15 protein-coding genes are annotated in these 19285 nt (G+C 73.0%); 12 read left to right on the top strand and 3 right to left on the bottom strand.

Annotation, left to right across the window (positions count from 1 at the left end; translation table 11 throughout):
• Positions 1 to 74: 74 nt before the first annotated feature.
• A complete protein-coding gene (miaB, locus tag ACWCXC_RS13690; RefSeq protein WP_450681921.1) occupies positions 75 to 1595 on the top strand; it encodes a tRNA (N6-isopentenyl adenosine(37)-C2)-methylthiotransferase MiaB in 1521 nt (506 codons plus the stop codon).
• A 172-nt stretch (positions 1596 to 1767) separates the two neighbouring features.
• Complete coding sequence (locus ACWCXC_RS13685; protein ID WP_450681922.1) at positions 1768 to 2481, top strand: class III extradiol dioxygenase subunit B-like domain-containing protein; 714 nt, start codon at positions 1768 to 1770, stop codon at positions 2479 to 2481.
• A 76-nt stretch (positions 2482 to 2557) separates the two neighbouring features.
• On the opposite strand, the gene ACWCXC_RS13680 is transcribed toward ACWCXC_RS13685, so the two are convergent.
• Positions 2558 to 2815 (bottom strand): antitoxin, encoded by a 258-nt coding sequence (locus tag ACWCXC_RS13680; RefSeq protein WP_450681923.1) that lies wholly within the window; start codon positions 2813 to 2815, stop codon positions 2558 to 2560.
• Positions 2816 to 3062: 247 nt separating this feature from the next.
• Between ACWCXC_RS13680 and miaA the strand changes: the two genes are divergently transcribed.
• The 7 genes from miaA to hflX all read left to right on the top strand — a co-directional run bounded on the left by miaA (position 3063) and on the right by hflX (position 12147).
• On the top strand, positions 3063 to 4001 hold the full coding sequence (miaA, locus tag ACWCXC_RS13675) for a tRNA (adenosine(37)-N6)-dimethylallyltransferase MiaA (protein WP_450681924.1): 939 nt from the start codon (positions 3063 to 3065) through the stop codon (positions 3999 to 4001).
• 107 nt (positions 4002 to 4108) lie between these two features.
• On the top strand, positions 4109 to 4549 hold the full coding sequence (locus ACWCXC_RS13670; protein WP_450681986.1) for a hypothetical protein: 441 nt from the start codon (positions 4109 to 4111) through the stop codon (positions 4547 to 4549).
• A 51-nt stretch (positions 4550 to 4600) separates the two neighbouring features.
• Positions 4601 to 5473, top strand: coding sequence for a diaminopimelate epimerase (gene dapF, locus ACWCXC_RS13665; protein ID WP_450681925.1), 873 nt, complete (start codon positions 4601 to 4603; stop codon positions 5471 to 5473).
• A 140-nt stretch (positions 5474 to 5613) separates the two neighbouring features.
• Positions 5614 to 7728, top strand: coding sequence for a RelA/SpoT family protein (locus ACWCXC_RS13660; RefSeq protein WP_450681926.1), 2115 nt, complete (start codon positions 5614 to 5616; stop codon positions 7726 to 7728).
• Positions 7729 to 7940: 212 nt separating this feature from the next.
• On the top strand, positions 7941 to 8927 hold the full coding sequence (locus ACWCXC_RS13655) for a quinone oxidoreductase family protein (protein WP_450888760.1): 987 nt from the start codon (positions 7941 to 7943) through the stop codon (positions 8925 to 8927).
• A gap of 102 nt (positions 8928 to 9029) precedes the next feature.
• Positions 9030 to 10493, top strand: coding sequence for a M1 family metallopeptidase (locus ACWCXC_RS13650; RefSeq protein WP_450888758.1), 1464 nt, complete (start codon positions 9030 to 9032; stop codon positions 10491 to 10493).
• Positions 10494 to 10626: 133 nt separating this feature from the next.
• Entirely contained in the window at positions 10627 to 12147 is a 1521-nt protein-coding gene (gene hflX, locus ACWCXC_RS13645) for a GTPase HflX (RefSeq protein WP_450681929.1), read from the top strand.
• A 79-nt stretch (positions 12148 to 12226) separates the two neighbouring features.
• Here the strand turns inward: hflX and ACWCXC_RS13640 are convergent, their stop codons facing one another.
• Positions 12227 to 13396, bottom strand: coding sequence for a trypsin-like serine peptidase (locus tag ACWCXC_RS13640; protein ID WP_450681930.1), 1170 nt, complete (start codon positions 13394 to 13396; stop codon positions 12227 to 12229).
• A gap of 220 nt (positions 13397 to 13616) precedes the next feature.
• Positions 13617 to 14846: a trypsin-like serine peptidase gene (locus ACWCXC_RS13635; protein ID WP_450681931.1), complete on the bottom strand. Its 1230-nt coding sequence runs from the start codon at positions 14844 to 14846 to the stop codon at positions 13617 to 13619.
• 343 nt (positions 14847 to 15189) lie between these two features.
• On the opposite strand from ACWCXC_RS13635, the gene ACWCXC_RS13630 reads away from it, so the two are divergent.
• Genes ACWCXC_RS13630 through ACWCXC_RS13620 form a run of 3 tightly spaced genes read left to right on the top strand, consistent with a single transcriptional unit; the run spans position 15190 to position 19272 of the window.
• Positions 15190 to 16566 (top strand): diaminobutyrate--2-oxoglutarate transaminase family protein, encoded by a 1377-nt coding sequence (locus tag ACWCXC_RS13630; protein WP_450681932.1) that lies wholly within the window; start codon positions 15190 to 15192, stop codon positions 16564 to 16566.
• A 28-nt stretch (positions 16567 to 16594) separates the two neighbouring features.
• Positions 16595 to 18493, top strand: coding sequence for an IucA/IucC family protein (locus ACWCXC_RS13625; protein WP_450681933.1), 1899 nt, complete (start codon positions 16595 to 16597; stop codon positions 18491 to 18493).
• 59 nt (positions 18494 to 18552) lie between these two features.
• Positions 18553 to 19272 carry a GNAT family N-acetyltransferase gene (locus ACWCXC_RS13620; protein WP_450681934.1) on the top strand — a complete coding sequence of 240 codons (720 nt, stop codon included), beginning with the start codon at positions 18553 to 18555 and terminating at the stop codon, positions 19270 to 19272.
• Positions 19273 to 19285 lie beyond the last annotated feature (13 nt).

The raw sequence follows: 19285 nt of genomic DNA, 5'->3' as shown, positions 1-19285 counted from the left end.
GGGCGGTTCGTCACATCCCGACGCCCTGCCCCCGCCGCGACGGGAGGGGTCCGCGCAGCGCCTACCCTTGTCGCATGAGCAGCGGCAACCGGAGCGAAGCAGTGGACGTCAGAAAAAGCTATGAGGTGCGCACCTACGGGTGCCAGATGAACGTCCACGACTCCGAGCGGCTTTCGGGTCTGCTGGAGGACGCCGGGTACGTACGGGCGCCCGAGGGCTCCGACGGCGACGCCGACGTCGTCGTCTTCAACACGTGCGCCGTCCGTGAGAACGCCGACAACAAGCTCTACGGCAACCTCGGCCGCCTCGCCCCGATGAAGACGAAGCGCCCCGGCATGCAGATCGCCGTCGGCGGCTGCCTCGCCCAGAAGGACCGCGACACCATCGTCGAGCGGGCCCCCTGGGTCGACGTCGTCTTCGGTACGCACAACATCGGCAAGCTGCCCGTCCTGCTGGAGCGCGCCCGCGTCCAGGAGGAGGCCCAGATCGAGATCGCCGAATCCCTGGAGGCGTTCCCCTCCACGCTGCCCACCCGCCGCGAGTCGGCGTACGCCGCCTGGGTCTCGATCTCCGTCGGCTGCAACAACACCTGCACCTTCTGCATCGTCCCGGCGCTGCGCGGCAAGGAGAAGGACCGCAGGACCGGCGACATCCTCGCCGAGATCGAGGCCCTGGTCGCCGAGGGCGTCTCCGAGATCACCCTGCTCGGCCAGAACGTCAACGCCTACGGCTCCGACATCGGCGACCGCGAGGCGTTCTCCAAGCTGCTGCGCGCCTGCGGGCGGATCGAGGGCCTGGAGCGGGTCCGCTTCACCTCGCCGCACCCGCGCGACTTCACCGACGACGTGATCGCCGCCATGGCCGAGACGCCGAACGTGATGCCGCAGCTTCACATGCCCATGCAGTCCGGCTCCGACCGGGTCCTGAAGGCCATGCGCCGCTCCTACCGGCAGGAACGCTTCCTCGGGATCATCGACAAGGTGCGGGCCGCGATGCCCGACGCCGCGATCTCCACCGACATCATCGTCGGCTTCCCCGGGGAGACCGAGGAGGACTTCGAGCAGACCATGCACGCGGTCCGCGAGGCGCGGTTCGCCAACGCCTTCACCTTCCAGTACTCCAAGCGCCCCGGGACCCCGGCCGCCGACATGGAGGGCCAGGTCCCCAAGGAGGTCGTCCAGGAGCGCTACATGCGCCTGTCCGCCCTCCAGGAGGAGATCTCCTGGGAGGAGAACAAGAAGCAGGTCGGCCGCACCCTGGAGGTCATGGTCGCCGAGGGCGAGGGCCGCAAGGACGGCGCCACCCACCGGCTGTCCGGGCGCGCCCCCGACAACCGCCTCGTGCACTTCACCAAGCCGGACGAGGACGTGCGCCCGGGCGACGTGGTGACCGTCGAGATCAGCTACGCCGCCCCGCACCACCTGCTCGCCGAGGGCGCCCCCCTCGCCGTGCGCCGCACCCGCTCCGGCGACGCCTGGGCCCGGCGCAACGCCGCCGAGGCCGCCAAGCCCGCCGGCGTCATGCTGGGCCTGCCGAAGATCGGCGCGCCCGAGCCGCTGCCCGCCGCCTCGGCTCCCGGCTGCGGCTGCGACTGACCGCACCGACGGGCCTCCTCGGGGGCACGGACGCGAATCGGCCCCTCAGGGGTACGGATCCGAACCGGCCCCCTAAGGAGTGCGGACCCGCACGCCCGGCGCGGGCGGGTCCGCACTCCGGCGCACGCGGGGGGTACGCGGCCGGTGACAGGGGGCCAGTACGCTGCCCCCCATGCTTGTCGCCGCCGCTGTCTGCCCCTGTCCGCCGCTGCTCGTCCCCGACGTCGCCGCCGGTGCCGCGCCCGAACTCGACTCCCTGAGGGCCGCGTGCACCGACGCCCTGGGTGTCCTGGCCGCCTCCCGCCCCGACCTCCTCGTGGTGGTCGGCCCGGCCGGCCTCGCGGGACGCGGCCCGCACCCCGAGGGCGCCACGGGCGACTTCCGCGAGTTCGGCGTCGATCTCGGCGTACGGCTCGGACGCGACCTCGCGGCGGCGGCCGAGCGCCCGCTTCCCCCGTCCCTCGCCGTCGGGGCCTGGCTGCTGGCGGACGCCGGATGGGCCGCCTCCCCCGTGGAGGCGCTCGGGGTGGGCGAGCCGTTGGAGACCGCCCGCTGCGTGGCGGAGGGGCGCGCGCTGGCCGCCCGCGCCGACCGGGTCGCCCTGCTGGTCATGGGCGACGGCAGCGCCTGCCGCACCTTGAAGGCCCCCGGCTACCTCGACGAACGTGCGGCCGGATTCGACGCCTCGGCCGCCCGGGCCCTCGCCGCCGCCGATCCCGAGGCCCTGATCGCGCTGGACGAGTCCCTGGCGTACGAACTGAAGGCCGCGGGCCGCGCGCCCTGGCAGCTGCTCGCCGGCGCGGCCCAGGGGGCCCGGCTGGGCGGGCGCCTGCTGTACGACGACGCGCCCTACGGTGTGGGCTATCTGGTCGCCGCCTGGTCCTGACGGGCGGGACCGCCCGCACGCGCGACGGCCGCGGAGCGCGAGGCTCCGCGGCCGTGATCGTCCACAGGACCCGGGGTCAGGAGGCGGGAGGCGTACTGCCGGGGGCCGGTGGCTTGCCGTCGCCGTCCTTCTGGGACAGCTTCTCCCTCGCGTCCTTCGCCTTCTGCGTACCGGACACGATCTTGTCGCTGTACTTGCCCTTGGTCTTCTCGTCGACCGTCCGCGCGGCCTTGTCGAGCCCCTGGTCGATCTTGTCCCCGTGCTGCCGCGCGAGGTCGCTGACCTTGTCCTTGGCGGGGCCGAGCTTCGCCTTCAAACTGTCCATGAGGCCCATCGGGCACCTTCTCTGCTGGGGGCTGCGTGCGCGTGCTCTCTCCGGCCCCGCCTACCCGCCCCGCCTCGCCGTACTCCCGCCGCCGACGGATACGGACGGTGGAAGCCGACGGGGAACCGATGGCAGAACCGTGAGAAACCACCCATATGTAGTCGTCAGTTTACCCGACGGCTCGTCATACGGCGTCCGGCCGCCCTTCCCGCATCGCCCGTTCGGGAACCGTCCCGAGGTTTGCGAGACTGTGCCGGTGACAAGTCCAGCTCCCGCACCGCGGGTCATCGCCGTCGTCGGTCCCACCGCAGCCGGAAAGTCCGACCTGGGGGTGTTCCTCGCGCAGCGGCTCGGGGGCGAAGTGGTCAACGCGGACTCCATGCAGCTCTACCGGGGCATGGACATCGGCACCGCCAAGCTCACCCCGGCCGAACGCGGATCCGTCCCGCACCACCTGCTGGACATCTGGGACGTCACCGAGACCGCCAGCGTCGCCGAGTACCAGCGCCTGGCCCGCGCCGAGATCGACCGGTTGCTCGCCGAGGGCCGCACGCCCGTCCTGGTCGGCGGTTCCGGCCTCTACGTGAAGGGCGCGATCGACGCCCTGGAGTTCCCCGGCACCGACCCGGACGTCCGCGCCGCGCTGGAGGCGGAGCTCGCCCTGCGCGGCTCGGGCGCCCTGCACGCACGGCTGGCCGCCGCCGACCCCGAGGCGGGCCGGGCCATCCTGCCCAGCAACGGCCGGCGCATCGTCCGCGCCCTCGAGGTCATCGAGATCACCGGCAAACCCTTCACCGCCCACCTCCCCGGCGACGACGCGGTCTACGACGCCGTCCAGATCGGCGTCGACGTCGCCCGCCCCGAACTCGACGAGCGCATCGCCCGGCGCGTCGACCGGATGTGGGAGGCCGGCCTGGTCGACGAGGTCCGCGCCCTGGAGGCGCGCGGGCTGCGAGGCGGCCGCACGGCCTCCCGGGCCCTCGGCTACCAGCAGGTCCTCGCCGCGCTGGCGGGGGAGTGCACCGAGGACGAGGCGCGCGCCGAGACCGTGCGCGCCACCAAACGCTTCGCGCGCCGTCAGGACTCCTGGTTCCGCCGCGACCCGCGCGTCCAGTGGCTGAACGGCGCCGTCGAGCACCGGGGGGAACTCCCGGGCCAGGCGCTGGCGTTGGTCGAACGGGCGGTTACAGCCTGATCACGTGATGGCATCGGGACGCCCTGCCCGTCAGTTCGGCGACCCGGAGCGTGCCATCATCGAGCATCGATCGACCAGTGGAGTCCGAGTTGGGAGGGCGCGTGGCGATGGAGGCCGGCCCTCGCGACACGGAACGAGACGCACCGCCGACGCGGCACGACGCGCGCGGCCTGAGCCCCGACGGGCCCGACGAGCCGACCGTGGCTCCCGAGGTCGAGGTCGAGCTGCGGCCCGCCCGGCGGCTGCGCATCTGGCAGCTCGCGCCCATCGTGATGCTCGCGGCCCTCGGCTCGCTCATGTTCGCCTTCCCGCTCGCCTTCGAGGTGGGCGACGGCGGCCCGGTGGTCGCCATGCTGGGTCTGCTGATCAGCGGCTGCGCGGCCGGCTGGGGCATGATGGCCGCCCGCCGCGTGGGCTACACCTGGCCCGGACTGCCGTCCAGGGGCGCGGGGGAGCGCGCCGACTGGCGCGTGGTGGCCCTGTACGCCGCCGTGGCGCTCGCGCTGGTCGCGCTGGCCGTCTGGCGCGTGGCCCGGCTGCGCGGCTGAGGACCCGGCGCGCGTTTCCCGGCGGTCGCTGCCGCCTCGTACAGTTGTCCCGTGACCACCTCGCAGATCGCCTTCCTCAAGGGCCACGGCACCGAGAACGACTTCGTGATCGTTCCGGACCCGGACAACGTCCTGGACCTGCCCGCGTCCGTCGTCGCCGGGCTGTGCGACCGCCGCGCCGGGATCGGCGGTGACGGACTGCTCCACGTGGTGCGGAGCGCCGCCCACCCCGAGGCGCGGTCCATGGCGGACGAGGCCGAGTGGTTCATGGACTACCGCAACGCGGACGGCTCCGTCGCCGAGATGTGCGGCAACGGCGTGCGCGTCTTCGCCCGCTACCTCCAGCGGGCCGGCGCCGTCGAGGAGGGCGACCTCGCCGTCGCCACCCGGGGCGGTGTGAAGAAGGTGCACCTCGCCAAGAACGGCGACGTGACCGTCGCCATGGGCGGCGCCGCCCTCCCGGCCGACGGCGTCACCGTCACGGTCGACGGCCGCAGCTGGGACGCCCGCAACGTGAACATGGGCAACCCCCACGCGGTCGCCTTCGTCGACGACCTGGCGCACGCCGGCGCGCTCACCGCCGAGCCGTTCTACGCCCCCGCCTCGGTCTACCCCGACGGCGTCAACGTCGAGTTCGTCGTCGACCGGGGCCCCCGGCACGTGGCCATGCGCGTCCACGAGCGCGGTTCCGGCGAGACCCGCTCCTGCGGCACCGGGGCCTGCGCGGTCGCCGTCGCCGCCGCCCGCCGCGACGGGGCCGACCCGGCGGTGACCGGCACGCCTGTGACGTACACCGTCGATCTGCCCGGCGGCACCCTGGTCGTCACCGAGCACCCCGACGGCGGCATCGAGATGACCGGCGCCGCCGAGATCGTCGCCGAGGGAACGATCGACCCGGCGTGGCTCGAAACGCTGAACGGATAGCACTTCGCTCGAATGGGTGATCCGTTTCACGCTGGGCGAGAGCGGCACTCCGCCCCGTGGTGGGCTCGGTAGCATCAAGCACCGGCCCGGAGGCGCGACCGCACCTCCCACCCGCCGGTCGACGCAGCCGGAGGTGCCCCATGAGCGCAGAGGCCACCAATCCAGGTGCTCCCGCCCGCAGGCGGAGCCGTCCCCGGATCGATCTGCGCCGGCTCGGCCGGGTCGCGCTGCTCGGCCCGGTCTCCCGGGACCGGCTGCCCGATGCCATCGGACACGTCGCCGAGGCCCACCGGGCCCACCACCCCGACGCCGATCTCTCGGTGCTGCGCCGGGCCTACGTCCTCGCCGAGAGTTCGCACCGGGGGCAGATGCGCAAGAGCGGCGAGCCCTACATCACCCACCCGCTCGCCGTCACCCTGATCCTCGCCCAGCTCGGCGCCGAGACCACCACCCTCACCGCCTCCCTCCTCCACGACACGGTCGAGGACACCGAGGTCACCCTCGACCAGGTGCGCGAGGAGTTCGGCGAGGAGGTCTGCTACCTCGTCGACGGCGTGACCAAACTGGAGAAGGTCGACTACGGGGCCGCCGCCGAACCCGAGACCTTCCGCAAGATGCTCGTGGCCACCGGCGACGACGTCCGGGTGATGTCGATCAAGCTCGCCGACCGGCTGCACAACATGCGCACCCTCGGTGTGATGCGCCCCGAGAAGCAGGCCCGGATCGCCAAGGTCACCCGCGACGTGCTGATCCCGCTCGCCGAGCGGCTCGGCGTCCAGGCCCTCAAGACCGAGCTGGAGGACCTCGTCTTCGCGATCCTCCACCCCGAGGAGTACGCGCACACCCGGACCCTGATCTCCGCCGCCGCCACGGGTGACGACCCGCTCACCGCCACCGCGGACCGGGTCGCCGCGGTCCTCCGCGAGGCCGGCATCCCCGCCGAGGTCGTCGTCCGGCCGCGCCACTTCGTCTCCGTCCACCGCGTCCGGATGAAACGCGGCGAACTGCGCGGCAGCGACTTCGGGCGGCTGCTGGTCCTGGTCGGCGAGGACGCCGACTGCTACGCCGTCCTCGGTGAGCTGCACACCTGCTTCACCCCGGTGATCTCCGAGTTCAAGGACTTCATCGCCTCACCCAAGTTCAACCTCTACCAGTCGCTGCACACCGCGGTGGTGGGCCCTCGGGGCGAGGTCGCGGAGGTCCTCATCCGCACCCACCGGATGCACCGGGTCGCGGAGGCCGGCGTCATCGCGCTCGGCAATCCGTACGCCGCCGACGCCACCGCCACCGCCGAACCGGCGGACGGGGAGCGGGCCGACCCCACCCGCCCCGGCTGGCTCTCCCGACTCCTCCAGTGGCAGCAGTCCGCCCCCGACCCCGACACGTTCTGGACCACGCTGCGCGCGGACCTGGCCGAGGACCGCGAGATCACCGTCTTCCGCACGGACGGCGGCACGCTCGGCCTGCCCGCGGGCGCCAGCTGCGTGGACGCCGCCTACGCGCAGTACGGCGACGCCGCGCACGCCTGTATCGGGGCCCGGGTGAACGGGCGGCTCGCCACCCTCGGCACGGTCCTCGGCGACGGCGACACCGTGCAGCTCCTGCTGGCCGAGGACGCCGCCTCCGGCCCCTCGCCCGCCTGGCTCGACCACGCCCGCACCCCCGCCGCCCGCATCGCCATCTCCGGCTGGCTCGACGCCCACCCCCAGGACACCGAGGACGCCGTTCCGGCCGACACGCGCGGGCCCGTACCGCAGCCCGACCGCCCGCCCCGCACCCAGCCCCCCGATGCGTCCGCCCGGACCGTCGGCGCCGTGGTCGACGCACCCGACACCCCGGTCAGGCTGGCCGGGTGCTGCACCCCGGAGCCCCCCGACGACGTCACCGGATTCGCCGTACGCGGCGGCACCGTCACCGTGCACCGGCTGAAGTGTCCGGCCGTCGGCCGGATGGCCGCCGTCGGCCGGGTGGCGGTCCCCGTCAGCTGGGGCGACGCCCCCGCCTGCCGGGTGACCCTGGTCGCCGAGTCCTTCGGCCGCCCCCGCCTGCTCGCGGACCTCACCGAGGCCATCGCCGGGGCCGACGCGGCGGTCGTCTCCGCCACCGTGGAACCCCCCAGCGAACAGCGCGTGCGCCACACCTACACGCTCCACCTCCCCGACGCCGCCGGACTGCCCGCGCTGATCCGCGCCATGCGCGAGGTGCCGGGCGTGTACGACGTGAGCCGCGTCCAGCACTCCGCCCCCGTGCTCTAGACGTATCGCCTCCTCAGGGTCGGGGACGCGGCGGGCGGCGCGTCCGTCGATCCTTGGACGCCTCGGTCTCCTGTCCCGGACCCGGTGCGAAGCAGGCGTCCCAGCACTGAACGGCGGCGGTGTCCGCTTGCCGGGAATCGGATCGCCACCCACGGGGTTGGTGGGGGACGAGCCGATATCGGAGGGGTCTGCGAGCGATTCAGGTGGACGAAGTGGGCGGTCCCGAGGTGCTGCGGGAGGCCGAGGTGGATCCACCGCGGCCGGGTCCGGGCGAAGCGGTCGTGGAGGTCGCCGCATCCGGGGTCAACTTCCTCGACGTCTACCACCGCGAGGGCCGATACCCCCTCCCGCTGCCCTTCACCCCGGGCGCCGAGGGCGCCGGCACGGCCGTCGAGGTCGGACCCGGTGTCGCCGACGTCGCGGTCGGGGACCGGGTCGGTTGGGTGGAGATCCCCGGTACGTATGCCGAGCGGGCCGTCGTGGACTCCTCCCGGCTGGTGCCGTTGCCCGACGACATCGACTTCGAGACCGCCGCCGCCGTGCTCCTCCAAGGCATGACCGCGCACTATCTCGTCAAGGACGCCTACCCGGTCCAGGAGGGCGACACGGTGCTCGTGCATGCGGCTGCCAGCGGCATGGGGCTCCTTCTGACCCAGCTCGTCACCCATCTCGGAGGCAGGGTGATCGGCACGACGTCGACCACGGCGAAGGCCGAGACGGCGAGGCGTGCCGGAGCGGCCGAGGTGATCCTTTCCTCCGCGGTCGGTGATCTCGCCGCCGAGGTGAGGCGGCTCAACGGTGGTCAGGGGCTGCCGGTCGTCTTCGACGGCGTCGGCGCGCACACCTTCGACGCGAGCCTCGCCAGCCTGCGAGCCCGCGGCCACCTCGTGCTCTTCGGCGCGGCGAGTGGTGCCGTGCCTCCGTTCGACCCGATACGGCTCGCCCAGGGCGGTTCGCTGACCCTGATCCGGCCCAGCCTCGGGGACTTCATCGCCGATCGGTCCGAACTGCTCGGACGGGCAGCCGATGTGTTCGAGTGGGTGCGCTCCAAGGCGCTCGACGTCACCGTGACGGGCCGCTACGCCCTGTCCGAGGCCGCCGGGGCCCACAGCGATCTGGAGGCTCGGCGTACGACCGGCAAGCTGCTCCTCGTACCCGGTGCGGCCGCCGGGGGACGCCCTGAGGAGACACAGGGCTGATCGCGGGTGACGAGATTCCCCCGTCCGCCGCGTCGGACCCCGTTCGAGTGGCGCGGCGCGCGCCGCCCCTGTAGTGAGGGGCGGCGCTGGTAGCCGTAGTCCATGCCGTTCCTCTCCCGCCCGCTGCGGGCCGCCCTGCTGGCCGCCGCAACGGTCCCCACCCTTGTCGCCGCCACCCTGCCCGCCCCGGTGCCCCTGGGCATCGGGGACCCGCTCTTCCCGCACCTCGGCAACCCCGGATACGACGTCCTCGCGTACGACATCGCCCTCGACTACCGGGGCGACAACGACAAGCCACTGGAGGCCGTCACCACGATCGACGCGCGCACGACCGAGGCACTGGACCGGATCAACCTCGATTTCACCCGGGGCACCGTGCGCTCCGTCGCCGTCAACGGAGTGCGCGCCGACTTCCGGGTCTCCGGCGAGGACCTGATCGTGGAACCGCTGGGGCGCCTCCCCGAGGGCGTGCCCGTACGCCTCACCGTCCGGCACACCAGCGACCCCGGGGGCGAACGCGACACCGGCGGCTGGGTGCGGACCGCCGACGGGCTCGCCATGGCCAACCAGGCGGACGCCGGCCACCGGGTCTTCCCGGGCAACGACCACCCCGCCGACAAGGCGTACTTCACCTTCCGGGTCACCGCTCCCCAGGACCTGACCGTGGTGGCCAACGGGGTGCGGACCGGCAGGGACCGCCACGGCGACCGCACCACCTGGACCTACCGCACGGCGCACCCGATGGCCACGGAACTGGCCCAGGTCAGCATCGGCCGTTCCGCCGTCGTCGAACGGACCGGCCCGCACCGGCTGCCCGTGCGCGACGTCGTTCCGGCCGCCGACCGGGAGGAGCTGGAGCCCTGGCTGCGGAAGACGCCCGGCCAGCTGGAGTGGATGGAACGCCAGGTGGGCCGCTATCCCTTCGAGAACTACGGCGTGCTCGTCGCGGACACCGAGACCGGTTTCGAGCTGGAGACCCAGACCCTCTCCCTGTTCGAGCGCCGGATGTTCACGGACGCCTTCCCCGCCTGGTACGTCGACTCGGTCATGGTCCACGAACTGGCCCACCAGTGGTTCGGTGACAGCGTCTCGCCCCGGACCTGGTCCGATCTCTGGCTCAACGAGGGGCACGCCAGCTGGTACGAGGCGCGCTACGCCGAGGAGCACGGCGGCCCGGCGCTGGAGGAGCGGATGCGCGCCGCCTACGCACGCTCCGACGACTGGCGGGCGGCCGGAGGCCCGCCCGCGCGCCCCGCTCCGCCGTCGCCCGGCCACAAGATCAGCCTGTTCCGGCCGGTCGTGTACGACGGCAGCGCCCTCGTCCTCTACGCGCTCCGCCAGGAGATCGGCGCCGATGCCTTCGGCCTGCTGGAGCGGCTCTGGGTGCGCCACCACCGCGACGCCAACGCGACCACGGCCGACTTCACCGCCCTCGCCTCCCGGGTCGCCGGCCGCGACCTGACCGCGTTCCTCCGGGGGTGGCTGTACGGAGCGACGACACCGCCGATGCCGGGGCACCCCGACTGGCGCGCGGAAACGCCGCCGGCGGCGGGGAAACCCGCGTGACGTCCCCGGGCCGCCGTGCCACTATCAACGGGTCGCCCCCGCGGCCGGACCGGAGAGTTCCCCGTGCGGGAATCATCCCGGGAGGTCACGCGTTGTGACTGATGAAACCCACTCCTTTCGACGTAAGGATCCAATGACCTCCTCTTCTTCCCTTCCCCAGGACGCGCGGAACGCGCGGAGTGCCACGGAGAATGTCACCGAGAGCCTCACCGAGAGCCTTCGGGCCGACGCCCTGATGGAAGAGGACGTCGCCTGGAGCCACGAGATCGACGGAGCGCGGGACGGCGAACAGCTGGACCGCTCCGAGCGCGCCGCCCTGCGGCGTGTCGCGGGACTCTCCACCGAGCTCGAAGACGTCACCGAGGTCGAGTACCGACAGCTTCGTCTGGAGCGCGTGGTCCTCGTCGGTGTCTGGACCTCGGGCACGGTGCAGGACGCCGAGAATTCCCTCGCGGAGCTCGCCGCGCTCGCCGAGACGGCAGGCGCCGAGGTGCTGGACGCGGTCTACCAGCGCCGCGACAAGCCCGACCCGGCCACCTACATCGGTTCCGGCAAGGCCCTCGAGCTGCGTGACATCGTGATCGAGTCGGGCGCGGACACCGTCGTCTGCGACGGTGAGCTGAGCCCCGGCCAGCTGATCCATCTGGAGGACGTCGTCAAGGTCAAGGTGGTCGACCGCACCGCCCTGATCCTCGACATCTTCGCCCAGCACGCCAAGTCCCGCGAGGGCAAGGCGCAGGTCTCGCTGGCCCAGATGCAGTACATGCTGCCCAGGCTCCGCGGCTGGGGCCAGTCGCTCTCCCGTCAGATGGGCGGCGGCGGATCCAGCGGCGGGGGCGGCATGGCCACTCGCGGCCCCGGTGAGACCAAGATCGAGACGGACCGGCGACGGATCCGCGAGAAGATGGCGAAGATGCGCCGGGAGATCGCGGAGATGAAGACCGGCCGCGAGATCAAGCGCCAGGAGCGCAAGCGCAACAAGGTCCCCTCGGTGGCGATCGCCGGGTACACCAACGCGGGCAAGTCCTCGCTGCTCAACCGGCTGACCGGTGCGGGCGTGCTGGTGGAGAACGCGCTGTTCGCCACCCTCGACCCGACCGTGCGCCGGGCCGAGACGCCCAGCGGGCGGGTCTACACCCTCGCCGACACCGTCGGGTTCGTACGGCATCTGCCGCACCACCTGGTCGAGGCGTTCCGCTCCACCATGGAGGAGGTCGGGGAGTCCGACCTCATCCTGCACGTGGTGGACGGCTCGCATCCGGTCCCGGAGGAGCAGCTGGCCGCCGTGCGCGAGGTGATCCGTGAGGTGGGCGCCGTGGAGGTGCCCGAGATCGTGGTCGTCAACAAGGCGGACGCGGCCGATCCGCTGGTCCTCCAGCGGCTGCTGCGCAACGAGAAGCACGCTATCGCGGTGTCGGCGCGGACCGGCGCCGGTATCGACGAGCTGCTCGCGCTGATCGACAGCGAGCTGCCGAGGCCCTCGGTCGAGGTCCAGGCGCTCGTGCCGTACACCCAGGGCGGACTGGTCTCCCGGGTGCACGCCGAGGGCGAGGTGATCTCCGAGGAGCACACGTCGGAGGGCACCCTGCTCAAGGCCCGGGTGCACGAGGAGCTGGCGGCCGAGCTGTCCACCTTCGTGCCCGCCGTGCACTGACCTTCGCGTACAAGAAAAAGGCCCCGCCCCCCACAGGGGGAGCGGGGCCTTTCGCCTACCGTGCCACGGGGGCCGCCGGTCAGCGGCCGCCGAACTTGTCGCTCATCATCGTGAAGATCTGCTCGGCGCCCTCGCCCAGGTGGGGTCCGGCCAGCCAGCCCGAGGTCACCGGGCCGATGGAGGTGTTGGACACCAGCGCGAGCTTGCCGTTCGACGCCTCGCTGAACCAGCCGCCGCCGGAGGAACCGCCGGTCATCGTGCAGCCGATGCGGTACATCGTCGGGGTGGACGGGCTGATCGAGAGCCGGCCCGGACGGTCCACGCACTTGTGCATGATCAGACCGTCGTACGGCGGAGCGGCCGGGTAGCCCCAGGCGCCCATCGCGCTGATCTGCGCCACCTCGGGGGCGTCGAAGTTGACCGGCAGGGCGTTGCCCACGGTCTCCTCCAGGGACTTGGTGCCCTTCTCCGGCTTCACGTGCAGCACCGCATAGTCGTACGGGGCGCCCTCGCCGCCGGTGGGACCGCCGTCGCGCATCCACTCGCCCGAGGTCGCGGCCCAGTCCGCCCAGTACGCGCCGTACGGGGCGATCTCGTACTGCTGCGCGCTCTCCAGCGCCGCGGCGTCCTTGCCCTTGTCGTTGTACGCGGGCACGAAGACGATGTTGCGGTACCAGCCGCCCTTGGAACCGGCGTGGACGCAGTGGCCGGCCGTCCAGACGAGGTTCGACCTGCCCGGGTTCTTCGGGTCCTTGACGACGGTGCCCGAGCAGACCATGGAGCCCTCGGGCGAGTCGAAGAAGACCTTCCCGACCGGCGCGGCGTAGTTGTGGTACGGCGTCTTCTCGGCCTGGGCCCGGACCGGCCTGGGCTCGGGGTCGGTGACGCCCTGGTCGCCGGAGAAGTCACCGGCGGACATGGTCTTGGCGGGGTCCTTGGCGGACTTCATCCGGTCGGGCTTCCACAGCCCCTCGATGACCGGGTTGACGAAGTCCTTGGCCTCACGCAGCCAGGTCTCCTTGTCCCAGTTCTTCCACTCGCCGTTCTTCCACTTGTCGAGGTCGACGCCGTGCTTCTTGAGCGTGTCGGCCAGACCGTCGGGCAGACCGCCGGAGCCGTCCTTGGCCGCCGAGGCCGAGGCGCTCGGCTTGGCGGACGCCTGGTCCTCCTCCGGACCGCAGGCGGTGGCCGTCAGCGTGAGCGCGGCGACGAGTCCGGCCGCGGTGAGCAGCGGACGTATGGATCGCATGGTGAAAATCCCCCTGAAAACATGGAAAGTGGCATGAACGTGTCATGCCGCAGAGCGGGCCGGCCGCATGCCGGCCGCGGTGCGGGCACCACCCTATGACGGGCGGAAGGGTGTTCGACGCCACGTCTGCGGCGCGAAGCGGCTCAGGGGCCCTCGGCCGACGCACGCCGAAGGCCCCTGAGGGAACGTCATCCGCCCCCGGGCGGACGGAGATCCGGTGTCACTCGCCCGCGTACTTCTTGCTGACCGCGTCGTAGACGCCCTTGGCTTCCTTGCCCAGGCGCGGTCCGGCCAGCCAGCCGGCCGTCACCGGGCCGATGGAGGTGTTGGAGACGAGCGCGGGCTTGCCGTCCCGCCCGGTCGCGACCCAGCCGCCGCCGGAGGACCCGCCGGTCATCGAGCAGCCGATGCGGTACATCGTCGGGTCGTCCTCGGTCAGCGAGAGCCGGCCCGGCTTGTCCTGGCAGCGGTAGAGCTTCTGGCCGTCGTACGGCGGGGCCGCCGGGAAGCCGGTCGCCGTCATCGCGGCGATCTTGGGCACCGCCGGGGCGTTGAACTCGACCGGAAGCGCCGAACCGACGGTCTCCTCCAGGGACTTGCCGTCCGACCCCTTCTCGGGCGTCACGTGCAGCACGGCGAAGTCGTACGGCGCGCCGAGGCCGCCGACCGAGGCGCCCTGGTCGATCCACTGCTGCGAGGTCTGCGCCCAGGAGCCCCACCACACGCCGTAGGGCGCGATCTTCTCCTTGGGCGGGTTCTCGCGCAGCTCGTCGATGGACAGGCCCGTGTTGTTGTACGAGGGCACGAAGGCGATGTTCCGGTACCAGCCGCCCTTCTTGCCCGCGTGCACGCAATGGCCCGCCGTCCACACCAGGTTGGACTTGCCCGGGTGCGCGGGGTCCCGCACCACGGTCGCCGAGCAGACCATGGAGCCCTCGGGGCTGTCGAAGAACAGCTTCCCCGACTCCGGGGCGGCGTCGTGCAGCGGTGTCCGCACGCCCACGGCCCGCACCGGCGCGGGCGTCGGGTCCGTCACGCCCGCGTCGCCGGAGATGTCGTTGTCGACGGGCTGCTCGGGCGCCTTGTCGGCGTCCCGCATCCGGTCCCCGTCCCAGAGCCCCTCGATGATCGGGTTGACGAAGTCCTTGGCCTCACGCAGCCAGGTGTCCTTGTCCCAGTTCTTCCACTCGCCGTTCTTCCACTGGTCGAGGTCGATCCCGTGCTGCTTGAGCCGGTTCTTCAGATCGTCCGGAACGGTGATCTTCCCGTCCGACGACGAGCCCGTGGCGCTGCTGCTCGGCTCGGACGCCGCTTTCTCCTCGTCCGGCCCGCAGGCCGTCGCGGTGAGGGCGAGGACCGCGGTGACCGCGGCGACGGCCAGCACGGGGGAGGGCGCGCGGCGCGCGCCCCTGCCCCGGCGTGCGGTGAACCCTGGTCGTATGAGTCGCATCTGGTGATCCCCCTGGGACTTCGTAACTCGGCGTTTCCGTACTGCGCGTGCGGCCCGTCAGGACCCGGTCCGCCGGACGGCGGCTCACCCCCGGGCGGACACGCCGCGGCCGCCGGGAGGCGTCCCGGGCCACGGCACGGCCCCCCCACTATGCCGGTGCCGCCGACGCCGGAGTGCGGCAGGGCGCCGTTCCGCGAGGATCTTCGGATTTCCCCGTGATCTCCGGCCCCCGGCGTCGTTGGTACGTACGGGGGACACGCAGACAGGGTTCACCCGTGCGGTCCGTCCGTACGGAATCGTGCCGACGTGCAACGCAACTGTTACAGCGGGAGGAACAACAGCCGTGGCCGTGACCGAACCAGTTCCGGCACCGCACCCGGCGCCGCACGAGGGCATCCTGCGCCGTCAGTCGCTGCGGGAGTCGTCCGCGCGCACCTACGCGCGCTCGCTGCCCATCGTTCCGGTGCGGGCGCGCGGGCTGACCATCGAGGGCGCGGACGGGCGGAGGTATCTGGACTGCCTGTCCGGGGCGGGCACGCTGGCCCTCGGGCACAACCACCCGGTGGTCCTCGAAGCCATCAAAAAGGTCATCGACTCCGGCGCCCCGCTGCATGTCCTGGACCTCGCCACCCCGGTCAAGGACGCCTTCACCACCGAACTGTTCGCCACCCTGCCCCGGGAGTTCGCGGACAACGCCCGCATCCAGTTCTGCGGCCCCGCCGGAACGGACGCGGTCGAGGCGGCGTTCACCCTGGTCCGCGCCGCCACCGGCCGCAGCGGGCTGCTGGCCTTCACCGGCGCGTACCACGGGATGACGGCGGGCGCCCTCGCCGCGTCCGGCGGCGCCGAGGACGTCCGGGTGACCCGGCTGCCCTTCCCGCAGGACTACCGCTGCCCGTTCGGCACCGGCGGCGAGCGCGGCGCGGAGCTGGCCGCGCGCTGGACGGAGAGCGTGCTCGACGACCCCAAGAGCGGCACCCCCACCCCGGCCGGCATGATCCTCGAACCCGTCCAGGGCGAGGGCGGCGTGAACCCCGCCCCGGACGGCTGGATGCGCCGGATGCGTGCGATCACAGCCGCCCGCTCCATCCCCCTGATCGCGGACGAGGTGCAGACCGGCGTCGGCCGGACCGGGGCCTTCTGGGCCGTCGAGCACAGCGGCACCGTCCCCGACGTGATGGTCATGTCCAAGGCCATCGGCGGCTCCCTGCCGCTCGCCGTCGTCGTCTACCGCGCGGAACTCGACACCTGGCAGCCCGGCGCCCACGCCGGCACCTTCCGGGGCAACCAGCTCGCGATGGCCGCCGGAGCCGCCACCCTCTCCTACGTCCGGGAGAACCGCCTCGACCGCCGCGCCGCCGAACTCGGCGCCCGGATGCTCGCCGGACTGCGCTCCCTGGCCGGACACCACCCGAGCATCGGTGACGTCCGGGGGCGCGGTCTGATGATCGGCGTGGAGCTGGTCGACCCGGAGGCACCCGCCGACACCACGGGCGCCGCCCCGCCCGACCCGGCCCTCGCCACCGCCGTCCAGCAGGAATGCCTCCGCCGCGGACTCATCGTCGAGCTGGGCGGCCGCCACTCCACGGTCGTCCGCCTGCTCCCGCCCCTCACGCTCACCGACGAACAGGCGGCGGCGGTCGTCGACCGCCTCGCCGACGCGCTGGCCGCCGCCGAGCGCTCCCCGTACCGACGGGCCGCGACCGGGTCGGTCCGCTGATTCCGCACACCCCCACAGAAAGACCGCCGTGAACCCCACCCCCGCGCCCGAGGCCGACGGCCCGACCTGCACCCACCACCGGGGAGAAGCCGAGCCAGCAGGCCAGCTCGCCGTGGAACCGTCGACCGTGCCGCGCCAGAAGGAGGTGCCGCACGCCCAGTGGCACACCTCCAGGACCGTGTCCCACGCCCCGGCACAGTCCACCGACCCCCTGGACCACCCCGATCCGCTCCGCGCCGCCGACGCCGCCGGCATCGAGAACCTGCTCCGCTGCTGGGTCCGCGAACGGGACCTGCCCCGCCCCGAGGGCGACACCCTGCGCGTCCCGCTCCCCGCCAGCGGTACCGCCCTGCTCGTCCCCGTACGCCACTGGTCCGCCACCGGCTGGCACCGCTTCGGCCCGCCCGCCCTGGAGACCGCCCCCGTCGACGCGCCCACCGTCGACGCGGTCACCGTCGCCGCCCTGCTCGGCCGGGAGGGCGGCCACCGCGAGAGTGCCGACATGGTCGGCAGGGTCGCCGATTCGGTGCGGCGCACCGCCGGGTTCATCGAGGTGAGGCGCCGCCGCCCCGCCGCCCCGGCCACCGCCGACCTCTTCCTCACCGCCGAGCAGTCGCTCCTGTTCGGCCACCCCCTGCACCCCTCGCCCAAGAGCCGGGAAGGACTCTCCGACACCGAGTCCCGCCTCTACTCGCCCGAGACGCACGGCTCGTTCCCCCTGCACTGGACGGCCGTCGACCGGTCCGTCCTGGCCACCGATTCCGCGTGGACCGTCCGCGGCCGTACGATCCCGGCGGCCGAGCTGGTCGCCCGGCACGCCGAGGGGCTGCTCCTCCCCGCCGGCACCGTGCCGCTCCCGCTCCACCCCTGGCAGGCCCGCGACCTGATGAGCCGCCCGGAGGTCGCCGCCCTCGCGGACTGCGGACTCCTTCACGACCTCGGTTCGCACGGCCCCGCCTGGCACCCCACCTCCTCGGTCCGCACGGTCCAGCGCCCCGGCACCGATCTCATGCTCAAACTCTCCCTCGGCGTCCGCATCACCAACTCCCGCCGGGAGAACCTCCGCAAGGAACTCCACCGGGGTGTCGAGGTCCACCGCCTGCTGCGCACCGGCCTCGACCGGGTCTGGCGCGACGCGCACCCCGGCTTCGACATCGTCCGCGACCCCGCCTGGCTCGCCGTCGACTCCCCGGAGGGCGATCCCGTCCCCGGTCTTGACCTGATGCTCCGTCACAACCCCTTCGGCCGGAACGACGACGCGGTCTGCATCGCCGCCCTCACCGCGCCGCGCCCCTGGCCGGACCGCCCGGAGATGCGCTCCCGCCTCACCGACGTCGTCCGCCGGCTGGCCTCCGCCACCGGCCGCTCCACGACCGCCGTCGCGGCCGAGTGGTTCCTGCGCTACCTGGACCGGGTCGTCCACCCCGTCCTCTGGCTCGACGGCCATGCCGGAGTCGCCCTGGAGGCCCACCAGCAGAACACCCTGGTCCTGCTCGACGCCGAGGGCTGGCCGGTCGGCGGCCGCTACCGTGACAATCAGGGCTACTACTTCCGCGAATCCCACCGCCCCGCGCTCGACCACCGTCTCCCGGGCATCGGAGCGGCCAGCGACACCTTCGTCTCCGACGCCGTCACCGACGAACGCTTCGCGTACTACCTGGGCATCAACAACGTCTTCGGACTCATCGGAGCGTTCGGTGCCCAGCGCCTGGCCGACGAACAGGTGCTCCTCGCCGCCTTCCGGCGCTTCCTGGGCTCGGCCGCCGTCACCGCCACCGGATCCCCGCTCCCCGTCCACCTCCTGGAAACCCCCCGACTGCGCTGCAAGGCCAACATGCTGACCCGCCTCCAGGGCCTCGACGAACTGGTCGGACCCGTCGACACCCAGTCCGTCTACGTCTCCGTCGGCAACCCGCTGCACGGCTGAGCACCGGCCCCCGCCCGCGCCGGGAACCGTCCGTACCTCCGAGAGAGGAGAGCCCCGCCGTGCCACCCGCCGATGCGCCCACCGGCCCCGGCCCCGCCCCACTGCCGGGTCCGGGCACCGAGGACACACCGGAGCCCCGGCTCACGGCGGGACCCCTCGCGCTGCTGGGGACGGAGGCGCCCGCGCCCCGGCGTGGCGCGCGGGACCCCGGCCTCCTCGACCGGCCCGGCGCATGGCCGTCCGTCCCCACACCGGCCGGCGCGTTCCAGCTCGTCCCCGCGACGCTGGAACGCGACCTGCCCACCCTCACCGGCTGGATGAACGACCCGGCCGTGGCGGCCTTCTGGGAGCTCGCCGGGGACGAGAGCGTCACGGCCGCGCACCTCGCCCCCCAGCTCGACGGCGACGGCCGCAGCGTGCCCTGCCTCGGCGTCCTCGCCGGCGTCCCGATGAGCTACTGGGAGATCTACCGCGCCGACCTCGACCGGCTGGCCCGCTACGGCCCGATCCGCCCCCACGACACCGGCATCCATGTGCTCATCGGTTCCGCCGCCCACCGGGGCCGGGGCCTGGGCGCCCTCCTGCTGCGGGCCGTCGCCGACCTCATTCTGGACCACCGCCCGCGCTGCACCCGCGTCGTGGCGGAACCCGACGTCCGCAACACCCCGTCCGTCTCCGCCTTCCTCGGCGCCGGATTCCGCTACTCCGCGGAGTTCGCACTCCCGGAGAAGCGGGCCGCGCTGATGGTCCGCGACCGAGCCCACCGTGCCCAGTTGTGAACCCTTCACCGCA

The organism is Streptomyces sp. NPDC001515, assembly GCF_053597115.1.
The sequence above is the reverse complement of the archived record's forward strand: the minus strand, read 5'-3'. Positions and strand labels throughout refer to the sequence as shown.